Annotated in this window: 11 protein-coding genes and 1 tRNA gene; 6 read left to right on the forward strand and 6 right to left on the reverse strand. The window is 64.9% G+C overall.

The window, feature by feature from the left end:
- The first annotated feature begins 130 nt into the window (after positions 1 to 130).
- Complete coding sequence (locus tag K9B33_RS15005) at positions 131 to 3022, forward strand: M16 family metallopeptidase (RefSeq protein ID WP_224549934.1); 2892 nt, start codon at positions 131 to 133, stop codon at positions 3020 to 3022.
- Positions 3023 to 3052: 30 nt separating this feature from the next.
- Here the strand turns inward: K9B33_RS15005 and K9B33_RS15010 are convergent, their stop codons facing one another.
- Positions 3053 to 3211, reverse strand: coding sequence for a hypothetical protein (locus tag K9B33_RS15010; RefSeq protein ID WP_224549887.1), 159 nt, complete (start codon positions 3209 to 3211; stop codon positions 3053 to 3055).
- A gap of 147 nt (positions 3212 to 3358) precedes the next feature.
- On the reverse strand, positions 3359 to 3946 hold the full coding sequence (locus K9B33_RS15015; RefSeq protein ID WP_224549888.1) for a TetR/AcrR family transcriptional regulator: 588 nt from the start codon (positions 3944 to 3946) through the stop codon (positions 3359 to 3361).
- 123 nt (positions 3947 to 4069) lie between these two features.
- On the opposite strand from K9B33_RS15015, the gene K9B33_RS15020 reads away from it, so the two are divergent.
- The 4 genes from K9B33_RS15020 (at position 4070) to K9B33_RS15035 (ending at position 10431) form a co-directional block, all read left to right on the forward strand.
- Positions 4070 to 5263, forward strand: coding sequence for an efflux RND transporter periplasmic adaptor subunit (locus tag K9B33_RS15020; protein ID WP_224549890.1), 1194 nt, complete (start codon positions 4070 to 4072; stop codon positions 5261 to 5263).
- Between the two features lie 3 nt (positions 5264 to 5266).
- Positions 5267 to 8440, forward strand: coding sequence for an efflux RND transporter permease subunit (locus tag K9B33_RS15025; protein ID WP_224549892.1), 3174 nt, complete (start codon positions 5267 to 5269; stop codon positions 8438 to 8440).
- Between the two features lie 5 nt (positions 8441 to 8445).
- A complete protein-coding gene (locus tag K9B33_RS15030; protein WP_224549893.1) occupies positions 8446 to 9858 on the forward strand; it encodes an efflux transporter outer membrane subunit in 1413 nt (470 codons plus the stop codon).
- Between the two features lie 75 nt (positions 9859 to 9933).
- Entirely contained in the window at positions 9934 to 10431 is a 498-nt protein-coding gene (locus K9B33_RS15035) for a methylated-DNA--[protein]-cysteine S-methyltransferase (RefSeq protein WP_224549896.1), read from the forward strand.
- On the opposite strand, the gene K9B33_RS15040 is transcribed toward K9B33_RS15035, so the two are convergent.
- From K9B33_RS15040 to dapB, 4 genes are all read right to left on the reverse strand, one after another.
- Positions 10432 to 10508: transfer RNA gene (locus tag K9B33_RS15040), tRNA-Arg, on the reverse strand.
- Positions 10509 to 10581: 73 nt separating this feature from the next.
- Positions 10582 to 10968: a hypothetical protein gene (locus K9B33_RS15045; protein WP_224549897.1), complete on the reverse strand. Its 387-nt coding sequence runs from the start codon at positions 10966 to 10968 to the stop codon at positions 10582 to 10584.
- Between the two features lie 101 nt (positions 10969 to 11069).
- Positions 11070 to 11732 (reverse strand): endonuclease III, encoded by a 663-nt coding sequence (gene nth / locus K9B33_RS15050; RefSeq protein WP_224549898.1) that lies wholly within the window; start codon positions 11730 to 11732, stop codon positions 11070 to 11072.
- A 4-nt stretch (positions 11733 to 11736) separates the two neighbouring features.
- Complete coding sequence (gene dapB / locus K9B33_RS15055) at positions 11737 to 12501, reverse strand: 4-hydroxy-tetrahydrodipicolinate reductase (protein WP_224549899.1); 765 nt, start codon at positions 12499 to 12501, stop codon at positions 11737 to 11739.
- A 106-nt stretch (positions 12502 to 12607) separates the two neighbouring features.
- On the opposite strand from dapB, the gene K9B33_RS15060 reads away from it, so the two are divergent.
- The gene (locus K9B33_RS15060) at positions 12608 to 13309 is read left to right on the forward strand and encodes an NAD-dependent deacylase (RefSeq protein ID WP_224549900.1); all 702 of its coding nucleotides are present in this window, start codon (positions 12608 to 12610) and stop codon (positions 13307 to 13309) included.
- Positions 13310 to 13345 lie beyond the last annotated feature (36 nt).

Below are 13345 nucleotides of genomic sequence, written 5' to 3' on the forward strand. Positions count from 1 at the left end.
CGTTTCGGGCGAGGTCGGGAAACGCTTCTCCACCCGCTCGAAGCGAACGGTGCGCATATCGGGCTTAAGCCCCATGCATGACCGCTTTGTCAGTGGTCATTCAGGAAAATGGCGCTAGGCTCCCATGCCTATGCGCTTTTCCCCCCGCCGTTCGGCCGCTTCGCTCTCCGTCCTCGCCCTGCTTCTGTCGGGATCGCCCCTGGCGGCCCGGACCGACACCGTTCCTGCATCCGGCGGGCAGGGGCCGATCAGCGGGCAGGCGCAGGTACGGCCATGGCTCTATGAAAACAGCGATGTGCCGATCGATCCGGCCTGGCGATTCGGCACGCTGTCCAACGGCCTGCGCTATGCCATCCGGCGCAATGGCGTTCCGCCGGGGCAGGTATCCGTCCGCCTGCGGATCGATGCCGGCTCGCTGATGGAGCGGCCCGAGGAACTGGGTTACGCTCATTTCATCGAACATCTCTCGATGCGAGGCTCGCGCCATGTTCCCGATGGCGAATCCAAGCGCATCTGGCAGCGTCTGGGCGTCACTTTCGGCAGCGACAGCAACGCGCAAACGACGCCGACCGGCACCACCTATGCGCTCGACCTGCCGCAGGCGACCCCAGCCAGCCTGACCGAGAGCATGAAGATTCTCGCCGGGATGATGACCGATCCCAATATCGTGGACAGCGCGGTCGACGCCGAACGCGCCGTGGTGCTCGCCGAACGGCGCGAGAGCGACGGACCGCAGATGCGCATGTCCGACGCCAGCCGGCTGCACTTCTTCGCCGGCCAGCCGCTTGCCGACCATGCGCCGATCGGCACCGTGGCGACGCTGACCGCCGCGACCGCGGCCAAGGTGGAGGCCTTCCACCAGCGCTGGTATCGCCCCGAAAACGCCGTCATCGCGATCGCAGGCGATATCGATCCGGCGCAGGCCGAACAACTCATCAAGGATAATTTCGCCAGTTGGACGGTGCCCGGCAAGGGCGCACCCTTGCCCGATTTCGGCGCGCCGGACGCCAAGCGGCCCGCGACCCGTGTGGTGGTGGAGCCGGGCGTGCCGCTCGGCCTGACTTTGGCCTGGCTGCGTCCCTGGACACCCCATGCCGACACCATCGTCTACAACCAGGACAAGCTGACCGACATGCTCGCGCTGCAGATCATCAGCCGCCGGCTGGAGCAGGCGGCGCGCGCTGGCGGCAGCTTCCTGCAAGCGGGCGTGGAGCAACAGGATGTCAGCCGCTCGGTCGACGGCACCTTCATGACCATCATTCCGACGGGCGAGAATTGGGAGAAGGCGCTGGCCGACGTGCGCGCCGTGGTGGAGGATGCGAAGGCCGCGCCACCCAGCCAGGCCGAGATCGAGCGCGAATATGCGCAGATGGATACCGCGCTCAATATCCAGGTCGAGAATGCGGATACGGAACCGGGCGCCAAGCAGGCCAGCGATCTCGTCAGCGCCGTCGACATCCGGGAGACCACCGTCAGTCCGCAGGCCGCTGTCGACATCTTTCGCGCCGGCAAGTCCGCAATGACGCCGGAAAAAATCCTCGATTCCACGCGGCGCCTCTTCTCCGCCGGCGTGTTCCGCGCGCTGATGATGACGGGTAAGGTGCAACCCGGCCTTGACGCGAAACTCGCCGCCGCGCTCGCCGCGCCGGTAAAGGCGGCGACCAACGCCCGTCTCGCCGACAAGGCGGTGACCATGGACGACCTGCCCAAGCTCGGACCGCCCGGAACGGTGGTGTCGCGCACCCCGGTCGGCCTCCAGGGCATGGAAAGCATCGCCTTCTCCAACGGCGTCAAGCTGACCCTTTTCGCCAATGACGCGGAAACCGAAAAGGTGCGGATCAACGTCCGCTTCGGCCATGGCCAGCAGGCCTTTTCGCCGACCAGGCCCGTCGCAAGCTGGGCCGCCGACTATGCGCTGGTGGCGAGCGGTATTGGCAAGCTCGGCCAGCGCGAACTGGATGACCTGACCAACGGCCGCCGCATGGGCATGGATTTCTCGACCGACGATGATGCTTTCGAAATGCAGGTCGTGACCCGTCCCGCCGATTATCGCGACCAGTTGCGCCTGTTCGCGACCAAGCTGGCGCAACCCGGCTGGGATCCCGCGCCGATCGCGCGGGTGAAGACAGGCGCGATCGTCGCCTATGACGCCATGTCGCGTGCGCCGGACTCGGTGCTGGGCCGCGATCTCAACTGGCTATTGCATGACAAGGACGTCCGCTTCCGCACCCCGTCCCGCGCCGAGATCGAGGCGCTGACGCCGCAGGCATTCCGCGCCACCTGGGAGCCGATCCTCGCCTCCGGCCCGATCGAGGTGCAGATTTTCGGTCAGGTCAAGGCGGATGAGGCGATCCAGGCGGTCGCCGCGACCTTCGGCGCACTGCCGGCCCGCCCGGATGTGCCGGTGCCCGCGATCAACCGGGCGATGCGCTTCCCGGCCCATGTCGATACGCCGGTCATCTTGCGACACAAGGGCGACAAGGAACAGGCGGCGGCGGTCATGGCCTGGCCGACCGCCGGCGGCTTCGAGCTGCAGAAGGAGGCGCGCCAGCTGGAGATATTGACCCAGATCTTCAACGACCGCCTGTTCGACAAGCTGCGCTCGACGGAGGGCGCTGCCTATTCGCCCAGCGTCCAGAATAACTGGCCCTTCTCCTACGAAAGCGGCGGCTATATCCTGGTCACCAGCCAGGTCCGGCCCGACAAGATCGCCTATTTCTACAGCGTGGTGAAGGACACGGCCGCAGACCTCGCCAAGACCCCCGTCAGCGATGACGAGTTGCAGCGCGCGGTTGCGCCGATGCGGCAGTTGCTGATGCGGGCCAGCACCGGCAATGCTTTCTGGATGAACCAGATGGAGGGTGCGACCCATGACGCCCGCTATGTCGAGGCGATGAAGAATATGTCGCAGGACATGCTCTCGGTCACACCGGCGCAGTTGCAGGCGCTTGCGGCCAAATATCTGGTGCCGGGGAAGAGCTGGTCGACGGTCGTCCTGCCCGAAGGGGTGGCGGCGCGCTGATCGCGTCGCCCGGCATGAGGCGCCTGCGCGTCACGCCGGCTGGGGCTGCTCCATCAATTGTTCGTAGAGGCGGACATATTCCAGATGCAGTTCGCGAATGACCGGATTATGCGACTGGGCCGCCAGTTGGCGGTTCCTTTCCAGTCGCGCGGTAAAATAGGCGCGGTCGAAAGCGGACGTCATATGCATGGAATGCCTCCCGAAAAGTTCGAAAGGTAAAGTCGTGGGGTATCAGTAAGTTGCTGCACGGCGACACGCGCGATGCGTCAATGCGGCAAAACGTGGAGCAGATGCGGCGACCGGCTCTCCCGATTATCGGGCGACCCGGTCGCGGAATTAACGGACGCCGCCCAGCGCGGTGACGATCATCTCCGCAGTGAGGCGGGCGGCGCTGCTTGCCGACAGGCGGGGGCGCGAGATGCTACGGTGCCCCAGGCCGAACAGGCAGGCCAGGATCATTTCCTCCGCCGCGTCCAGCGCTTCGCCGGACAGCTTGTCATTGGCTGCGCAGGCAAAATAGCGGATATAGGTACGGAACCGCTGGCACATGGCGCCGATCGTGTCGGCGACTGCGGGGTTGCGGAAGCTTTCGGCCAATATGTCGAACGAGAGAGCCTCGTCCTTCTCGTCGATCGTATGCAGCAGCAATAGCTCGAATGTATCGACTATCGTCAGTTCGCCCGCATCCATCCGCATCTGGATTTCTGCCATTTCGCCGCACCATTGATCGGCGTCGTCATGGACCAGCGCCTCAATAATATCTTCCTTGCTCTTGAAAAGGCGATATATCTGTCCGACCGAGACTTGGGCGGCGACCGCCAGTTCGGCCATCGCGGTCTGATGAAATCCATGGCTGTCGAACAATGTCCGTGCTGCCGCCAAAATGCGAACCCGACCATTTTTTTCTTGCTGCACTGCAACCATGTCCACCCCTTAGGCCTTTTTTGCCTCTTGAAATCGCACTGCCATGATCGTACCTGCTCGGCAAGCGGAATGAACGTTCATTCCATCTCTTCGATCCCTATTTCAAAGACGGATATTCAAACGATGCAAAAGGGGACAATCATCGGGCTGCTGGCGTGTGCGTCGGCACTGGCGTTAAGTGGATGCGGCGAAAGCCCCCCGCCTGCGTCGCCGCCGCCCGCCGTCGGCGTAATCACGCTCAAGCGCGAATCGGCGACGCTGGTGAACGAGCTGCCCGGCCGGATCGTGGCCTTTGAAACTGCGGAAGTGCGTCCCCAGATCAGCGGCGTGATCCGTCGCCGCCTGTTCCAGGAGGGCGGCAATGTCCGCGCCGGCCAGCTTCTCTACGAAATTGACGACGCGCCGTATCGCGCCGCCCTGGCGCAGGCGCAGGGTTCGCTCGCCCGCGCCAATGCCGCGATCCGCTCGACCGGGCTGCAGGCCCAGCGCTACAAGGATCTGGTCGGGATCAATGCCGTCAGCCGCCAGGAATATGACGATGCCGACGCCGCCGCGCAGCAGGCGCGTGCCGATGTTGCGGCGCAGCGTGGCGCCATGCAGGCGGCGCAGGTGAATCAGAATTTCACGCGCATCCGCGCGCCCATCTCCGGCCGGATCAGCCGCTCGCTCTTCACCCCCGGCGCACTGGTGCAGGCGGGGCAGGCGGACGCGCTCACCACGATCCAGCGTACCGATACTGTCTATGTCGATGTCTCGCAGTCGGCGGCGCAGATCATCGATCTCAAACAGGCGATGAAGAGCGGCGGTGTCAGCGAAGCCGCTGGCGCGCGCATCCAGTTGCTTCTGCCCAATGGCAGCGTCTATCCGATCGAGGGGCGCCTGCAATTTTCCGAAGTCACGGTCGATCCGACATCGGGTGCCGTGACCTTGCGCGCCACCTTCCCCAATCCCGACGGCCTGTTGCTGCCCGGCATGTATGTCCGTGCCAAGCTGGTCGAAGGACAGCGCGCCCAGGCGATCCTGGCGCCGCAGCAAGGCATCAGCCGCGATCCGCGCGGTCGTGCGACCGCCATGGTGGTGGGCAAGGACAACAAGGTCGAGGTGCGCCAGGTCACGGTCGACCGCGCCGTTGACGACAAGTGGATCGTCACCGATGGGCTCAAGCCCGGCGACAGGCTGATCGTCGAAGGGCTGGTGAATCTGCGCCCCGGCACGGTCGTCAAGCCCGGTGCGCCGCAGCAGGTGACCGCTGCTCAGCCTGGCCCGAAAAATGGCCCGCAAAATGCTGCGTCATCGGTTCAGGGCGGGGCGCACTAAATCATGGCCCGCTATTTTATCGACCGGCCCATCTTCGCATGGGTCATCGCCATCGTCATCATGCTGGCCGGCCTGCTGGCGATCCGTTCTCTGCCGGTCGCGCAGTTTCCTGAGATCGCGCCGCCTGCGGTGACGATCCAGACCAGCTATCCTGGCGCCAATGCCCAGACGCTGGAAAGCACGACCACGCAGATCATCGAACAACAGCTCAAGGGCATCGACAATCTGCGCTATTTCTCCTCGACCAGCGACGGGTCGGGCAATCTCAATATCACCCTGACCTTCGAACAGGGCACCGATCCCGACATCGCGCAGGTCCAGGTGCAGAACAAGCTGTCGCAGGCAACGCCGCTGCTGCCGCAGGAAGTGCAGCAGCAGGGCTTGCGCGTTGGCAAGTCGACCTCCAGCTTCCTGCTCATCATGGCCGCCTATTCGGACGACGGCATTCATGACCAGGAGGATGCCGCCGACTTTATCGCGTCGAGCTTGCAGGATCCGATCAGCCGCGTGACCGGCGTGGGCGATACGCAGTTGTTCGGTTCGCAATATGCGATGCGGATCTGGCTCGATCCCTACAAGATGGCCAATCTCGGCGTCACCACCGGGGACGTCAAATCGGCGATCGTCGCGCAGAACGCGCAGGTGTCCGCCGGGCAGATCGGCGGATCGCCGTCGCCCAAGGGGCAGGCGCTCAACGCGACGGTCACGGCCCAGTCGCGCCTGCGCACCCCCGAAGAGTTCGGCAATATCCGCCTGCGCAGCAACGGCGACGGTTCGGTCGTGCTGATGTCGGATGTCGCCCGGATCGAACTGGGTGCGGAAACCTATGGGTTCGGCGTCAAGTTCAACGGCTATCCGGCCTCGGGCTTCGGCGTCAAGCTGGCGCCGGGCGCGAACGCGCTCGACACGGTGGAGGCGGTCAAGAGCCGCGTCGACCAATTGTCGAAGAACTTCCCAAGCTGGGTGAAATATGACTTCCCGGTCGATAACTCGACCTTCGTCAAGCTGTCGGTCGAACAGGTCATCCATACCCTGTTCGAAGCGGTCCTGCTGGTCTTCGTCGTCATGTTCCTGTTCCTGCAGAACTGGCGCGCGACCCTGATTCCGACCATTGCGGTGCCAGTGGTGCTGCTGGGCGCGTTGGCGATCCTCAGCGCGGCCGGTTTCACCATCAACACGCTGACCCTGTTCGGCATGGTGCTGGCAATCGGCCTGCTGGTCGACGATGCGATCGTCGTGGTCGAAAATGTCGAGCGCCTGATTCAGGATGAGGGCCTCAGTCCCAAGGAAGCGGCCAAGAAGTCGATGGACGAAATCAGCGGCGCGCTGATCGGCATCGGCCTGGTCCTGTCGGCGGTGTTCCTGCCCATGGCTTTCTTCGGCGGGTCCACGGGCGTCATCTTCCGGCAATTCTCCATCACGATCGTCTCTTCGATGATCCTGTCGGTCATGGTCGCTTTGATCCTGACGCCGGCGCTGTGCGCCACCATCCTGAAACCCGCTTCGCACGGTCATAGCTGGAACGGACCGATCGGCTCGATCTTCGGCCGTTTCTTCGACTGGTTCAATCGCACCTTCGACAAGGGCGTGGTCCGCTATGGCCGGGGCGTGGAGAAGGTGGAGCGTCGTTGGGTTCGCACGATGCTGGCCTATGGCCTCATCGTGATCGGCATGGCCTTCATCTTCCTGCGCCTGCCGAGCGGCTTCCTGCCCGAAGAAGACCAGGGCATCATCATCAACCAGGTTTCGCTTCCCGCCGGCACCACGCTGGAGGAGACCGAACGGGCTCTGACCCGGATGCGCAACCATTATCTGGTGGACGAAAAGAAGAATGTCTCCGCCGTCTTCACCATCGGTGGCTTCGGCTTCGTGGGACAGGGGCAGAATGTGGGCATCGTCTTTGCCCGTATGAAGGACTGGAAGGAGCGGAAGGGCGCCGACAATCAGGTGCCTGCCATCGCATTGCGTGCCAACAAGGCGTTCCATAAGATTTCGGCGGGCATGGCCTTCGCCTTCGTCCCGCCGGCGGTGCAGGAACTGGGCAATGCGTCCGGCTTCGACTTCCAATTGCTCGATCAGGGCAATCTGGGCCATGAAAAGCTGCTCGCCGCGCGCAACCAGTTGCTCGGCATGGCGATGGGCGACAAGCGCCTGGCGCAGGTCCGTCCCAACGGTCTGGAAGATACGCCACAGCTCAAGCTGAACGTCGATCAGGCGGCCGCGGGCGCGTTGGGGGTGGCCCAGGCTGACGTCAATGACACGATCAGCACCAATCTGGGCGGCTCCTACGTCAACGACTTCATCGACCGCGATCGCGTGAAGCGCGTCTTTGTCCAGGCCGACGCGCCCTTCCGCACGTCGCCAGACGCCATCAACGCCTTCCACGTTCGCGGCAGCAGCGGCACGATGGCCCCACTGTCGGCCTTCGCCACGACCGAGTGGGTGCAGGGTCCGGCCCGTCTGGAACGGTTCAACGGCGTCCCGTCGATGAACATCCAGGGCGCGCCGGCCCCGGGCGTGTCGAGCGGCACGGCAATGCAGGCGATGGAGGAATTCGCCGCCAAGCTGCCGGCGGGCGTCGGCTATAGCTGGAACGGCATTTCCTATGAGGAGCGGACCTCCGGTGGCCAGGCGCCCTACGTCTATGCGCTCTCGATGCTGATCGTCTTCCTCTGCCTTGCGGCGCTGTATGAAAGCTGGTCGGTCCCGATCGCGGTGATGCTGGTGGTGCCGCTGGGCGTGCTGGGCGCGGTGATCGGCGCCACCCTGGCGGGGCTCAACAACGACATCTATCTTCAGGTCGGCCTCATCACCACCATCGGCGTGTCGGCGAAGAACGCGATCCTGATCGTGGAGTTCGCCGAAGAGAAGATGCGCGAAGGGTTGTCGCCGGCCAAGGCGGCGCTGGAAGCCGGCAAGCTGCGCCTGCGGCCGATCCTGATGACCAGCTTCGCCTTCATCTTCGGCGTGTTGCCTCTTGCCCTGTCCAAGGGCGCGGGGGCGGGCGGTCAGAATGCGATCGGCTGGGCCGTGGTTGGCGGCATGTTGTCGGCCACCATGCTGGCGATCTTCTTCGTCCCGGTCTTCTTCACTGTCGTGAAGCGGCTGTTCCGCGAACATCATAATCACGAGGCGGACGGCGACCGGGCGACCCCCGATGCCCCGCAGGAGGCTTGAAGACCATGCGCAACATGAAAGCGCTGGGCGCCGTCACTCTCTCGCTGGCGCTGGCCGCCTGCGACATGGCGCCCAAATATGTGCGGCCGGAACTGCCGGTGCCCGCCACGAGTCCGCAAGGGCCGGCCTATGGCGTCGATGGCGGGCAGGGCATGGCGGTAACCGCGGACACCGGCTGGCGCGATTTCTTCACCGATGCTCGTCTGGCGCGCGTGATCGAAACCGCGCTCGCCAATAACCGCGACTTGCGGCTGGCCGTGGCCAATGTCGAACAGGCGCGCGCGCAATATAGGGTGCAGCGGGCGGACCTGCTGCCGACCGTGGCGGGGACGGGGACGGCCACCTTCTCGTCACAGCCGCTCGTCCAGTTCGGCCAAAGCGATCGGTTGCGGCAGGACGTCTATCAGGCGCAGGTCGGCATTTCGGCCTGGGAGATCGACCTGTTCGGGCGGGTGCGCAATCTGACCAAATCGGCGCAGGAACAATATTTCGCCAGCGTCGAAAATCGCAACGCCGCGCAGGTTACGCTGATCGCCGAAACCGCTAACGCCTGGCTGACAATGGCGGCGGATCAGGAACGGCTGCGCATCGCCCGCGATCTGGAAAGCGCATTCGGCAAGACGCTTGAGTTGAATAAAGCCCGCTTCGCCAAAGGCGTCGCGTCGGAACTGGAAGTGCGCCAGGCGCAGACCAGCTATGACAGCGCGCGGTCGGACATCGCCCAGGCGACGACGCTGGTGGCGCAGGACCAGAATGCGCTGAACCTGCTGGCCGGCACCACCGTCCCGGCGACGGACCTGCCCGACGCCCTGCCGCAATCCGACGCGACGTTGGACAATCTGCCGTCTGGCGTGGGATCGGACATCCTGCTGCGCCGTCCCGACATCGCGTCGGCGGAACATCAATTGCGCAGCGCCAACGCGGATATCGGCGCGGCGCGGGCGGCCTTCTTCCCCCGCATTTCCTTGACCGCCGCGCTTGGCACCGTCAGCACCGGCCTGTCGGGTCTGTTCGCCGCAGGCAGCGAAACCTGGTCGGTGGCGCCGACAGCCAACCTGCCGATCTTCGACTTCGGCAAGAACAAGGCCAATCTGCGCTACGCCCGGGCGACCTATGACGCGATGCTCGCCACTTATGAAAAGAGCGTGCAGACGAGCTTCCGCGAAGTCGCCGACGCGCTCGCCCGGCGCGGCACGATGAGCCAGCAACTCGAGGCGCAAACGTCGCTGCGCGATTCGGCCAAGATTGCCTACACCCTGTCGGACGCGCGCTTCCGGGCCGGGGTAGACAGTTTCCTCACCACACTGGATTCGCAACGCTCGCTTTACAATGCGGAACAGAGCCTGCTCGCCACCCGCCTGACCCGCGCCAGCAACATGGTCGAACTCTATCGTTCCATGGGCGGCGGCCTCAAATAGGCTTTGGCAGCAAGCGGCGGGAAGCATCGCCGATCGATCTCCGCTATCTAGTTGGCAGCATAGCGGAGACGATCGATGGCCCTGGCCCACATAATTTTCCCCTCGCCGGTCGGCGAACTGACACTGGTGGCGAGCGACGCCGGCCTGGTCGCGATATTGTGGGAGGATGATGATCCTGCCCGCGTCCGGTTGGGCGCGCGCACGACCCGCAGCGATCATCCGATACTGGCAGCGGCGAGGGCGCAGCTGACGGACTATTTCGCTGGCCGGTTGCAGACGTTCACGGTGCCGCTGGACTTTCGCGGCACGGCCTTTCAGCGGACGATCTGGGCGGCGCTGCTTGCGATCCCCTTCGGCGAGACGCGCAGCTATGGCGACATCGCCCGCGCCGTCGGCCGCCCCACCGCATCGCGTGCCGTGGGCGCCGCCAACGGCCGCAATCCCATCTCGATCATTGCCCCCTGCCACCGGGTGGTCGGCGCGAACGGCGCACTGACCGGCTTTGCCGGCGGCGTCGAAACCAAGCGCTGGCTGCTCGATTTCGAGCGCAAGGCTTTAGAAAATCCGGAATAATGGTGCACCCAACTGGATTCGAACCAGTGGCCTTTGCCTTCGGAGGGCAACGCTCTATCCAGCTGAGCTATGGGTGCATGACGCTGGTCAGGAGGGGCGGGTAGCAAAGTCCACCGCGCTGCGCCAGCGTCAAAATCGCCTCAACCGATCTTATTTCGGCGCCTTCTCCATCGGCTGGAACTTGCCCAGCCCGCAACTTGGCCCCTGCTGCAATCCGGGGCCGGCATTGTAGAGCACGGTGATGATGTCGACCGAGCAAAGCTGCGACAGGCTCGTCTTGTAGAGGAAGCGCTTTTCGAAGCCCAGGCTGGGGCAGCTATTGGGCAGGCTGTTACGATACACCTTGTTGCCGTTCATGATGAAGTCGATCGTGCTGTCATCGCGCACATCGGTCGACCGGATCGACTGGATCTGGACGCAATCGATCGGCTCGCCCTTGGCCACATAGGGGTCGGGCTTGTCCTTGGCGATGGCGGGCAGGGCGGCGCAGGCGAGCACCAGGCCCAGCGCGAGCCGGGCAGGGGCAACAATGGACATCGCTTCTCTCCTCATATCATGCCGAATCGACGGCGCGGCGCGCGCATTTCCGTCATGATCCTAGCGCGCCATGGCTGAACAGGAGGAGAATGGATGCGCGCTCAGGCCGCCTTGGCCGCCGCTGTCTTGGGTGCGGGCGTCTTGGGCTTGAACCGGCACAGGTCGGCGACGATGCAGCGCCAGCATTCGGGCTTGCGCGCCTTGCAGACATAGCGGCCATGCAGGATCAGCCAGTGGTGCGCATCCCGGCGAAACGGGCCGGGGACTTTCTTGTCCATTTGCTGCTCGACCGCCAGCACGGTCTTCCCCGGCGCCAGCCCCGTGCGATTGCCGACGCGGAAAATATGGGTGTCGACCGCGAATGTCTCCTGCCCGAAGGCGGTGTTGACCACGACATTGGCGGTCTTGCGCCCGACGCCGGGCAGGGTGGTCAGCGTGTCGCGATCCTCCGGCACCTCGCCGCCGAAATCGCGCACCAGTATCTCCGACAGGCCGATGACATTTTTCGCCTTGGTATTGAACAGGCCGATGGTCTTGATATGCGCCTTCAATCCCTCCTCGCCCAGCTCGACCATCTGCTGGGGCGTCTGGACCGCGCGAAACAGCGCGCGGGTCGCCTTGTTGACGCCAACATCGGTCGCCTGCGCCGACAGCGTCACCGCCACCAGCAGCTGATAGGGATTGCCATATTCCAGCTCCGTCACCGGCGCGGGATTGGCCTCTGCCAGCCGGCTGAAGAAATCGAAGATCTGCGCCTTGTTCACGACCTCAGAGTCCCAATACGCCCTTCATATCATAACGCCCCGCCGGCTGCCCCACCAGCCAGCGCGCCGCCTTCACTGCACCGCGTGCGAAGATGGTGCGGTTCTCCGCGCGATGACCGATCTCGATCCGCTCGCCCTCGGCTGCGAAGATCACCTGATGATCGCCCGCGACCGACCCGCCACGCAGCGCGGCAAAGCCGATCGCGCCCTGCGCTCGGGCGCCGGTAATCCCGTCGCGCCCGCGCTCGCTATGCTCGGCCAGTGCGATCCCGCGCCCGCGCGCCGCCGCCTCGCCCAGCAGCAGCGCCGTGCCGGATGGCGCGTCGACCTTGTGCCGATGATGCATCTCGACGATCTCGATATCCCAATCGTCGCCCAGCCCCGCCGCCGCCTGCTCGACCAGCGCGGCGATCAGGTTGACGCCCAGCGACGTATTGCCCGTCTGCAGCACCGCGATATGCGCCGCGGCTTCATCGATCAGGGCGTGATGCACCGCCTCCAGTCCAGTGGTGCCGATCAGCAGCGGCTTGCGCGCCGCAATGCAGGCGTCCAGATGCGCGCTGAGGGCACCCGGCACCGAAAAATCGATCAGCACCTCGCTCGCCTCCGCCAGCGCCAGCGGGTCGGCGGTCATGGCGATGCCCGGCGCGATTTCGCCGGCCGGTTCGCGATCGGTGCCGCCGGCAATACCCAGGCCTGCATCGGCCGCCGCCTGCGCAATCGCCCGGCCCATGCGTCCCGCCGCCCCGAAAATCCCGATCGTCGTCATGATGGTCCGTTCCATTATCCATAGTCGGCCCGCCGATGCCAGAGCAGCGCGACTTTGTCATCCCTCGGCCTTGGCGCGGATGGGTCATATCACTAGAAGTCGGGCCATGAACGCCGACATCCACAACATCGTCATCCTCACCGGCGCGGGCATTTCCGCCGAGAGCGGCCTCGCCACCTTCCGCGGCCCGGACGGCCTGTGGGAAGGTCATCGCGTAGAGGACGTTTGCACCCCCGAAGCGCTGGCCCGTGACGAAGCGCTCGTACACCGCTTTTATGACGAACGCCGCGCCAAACTGGCCGAGGTGCGCCCCAATGCCGCGCATCGGGCGCTGGCCGCGCTGGACGCGGAGTGGCCAGGCGACCTGCTGATCGTCACCCAGAATGTCGATGACCTGCACGAACGGGCAGGGGCCAGGCGCCTCATCCACATGCATGGCGAACTGCAATCGGCGCTCTGTGCCGCCTGCGGCAAGGCGGTCCGCTGGTCCGATCCGCTGCCACCGGGCACGGCCTGTGACGGTTGCCGCAAGCCAGCCCTGCGCCCTGACATCGTCTTCTTCGGCGAAATGCCCTACGATATGGACCGCATCGACGCCGCCGTGCGCGATGCGGACCTGTTCGTGTCGATCGGCACATCGGGCGCGGTCTATCCGGCGGCGGGTTTCGTCCAGACCGCCCGCCATGTCGGCGCGCGCACGCTGGAACTCAATCTCGATCCGTCGGCCGGCAGCGTCTATTTCCACGAAACCCGGCTGGGGCCGGCCAGCATGTTGGTGCCCGATCTGGTGCGCGAACTGCTGGCCTGATCGGGCCGGAACCCGAAACCCCCTCGCATTGCCCGG

This window comes from Sphingobium sp. 3R8, from assembly GCF_020166615.1.
GTDB classification, from domain to species: Bacteria; Pseudomonadota; Alphaproteobacteria; order Sphingomonadales; family Sphingomonadaceae; genus Sphingobium; species Sphingobium bisphenolicum.

Bases quoted from the DNA above. Each gene is read 5' to 3' on its own strand.
- K9B33_RS15025 (WP_224549892.1), top strand. From the start codon at position 5,267: ATGGCCCGCTATTTTATCGACCGGCCCATCTTCGCATGGGTCATCGCC.
- K9B33_RS15020 (WP_224549890.1), top strand. From the start codon at position 4,070: ATGCAAAAGGGGACAATCATCGGGCTGCTGGCGTGTGCGTCGGCACTG.
- dapB (WP_224549899.1), bottom strand. From the start codon at position 12,501: ATGACGACGATCGGGATTTTCGGGGCGGCGGGACGCATGGGCCGGGCG.
- K9B33_RS15060 (WP_224549900.1), top strand. From the start codon at position 12,608: ATGAACGCCGACATCCACAACATCGTCATCCTCACCGGCGCGGGCATT.
- K9B33_RS15035 (WP_224549896.1), top strand. From the start codon at position 9,934: ATGGCCCTGGCCCACATAATTTTCCCCTCGCCGGTCGGCGAACTGACA.
- K9B33_RS15030 (WP_224549893.1), top strand. From the start codon at position 8,446: ATGCGCAACATGAAAGCGCTGGGCGCCGTCACTCTCTCGCTGGCGCTG.
- K9B33_RS15005 (WP_224549934.1), top strand. From the start codon at position 131: ATGCGCTTTTCCCCCCGCCGTTCGGCCGCTTCGCTCTCCGTCCTCGCC.
- K9B33_RS15015 (WP_224549888.1), bottom strand. From the start codon at position 3,946: ATGGTTGCAGTGCAGCAAGAAAAAAATGGTCGGGTTCGCATTTTGGCG.
- K9B33_RS15045 (WP_224549897.1), bottom strand. From the start codon at position 10,968: ATGTCCATTGTTGCCCCTGCCCGGCTCGCGCTGGGCCTGGTGCTCGCC.
- K9B33_RS15010 (WP_224549887.1), bottom strand. From the start codon at position 3,211: ATGCATATGACGTCCGCTTTCGACCGCGCCTATTTTACCGCGCGACTG.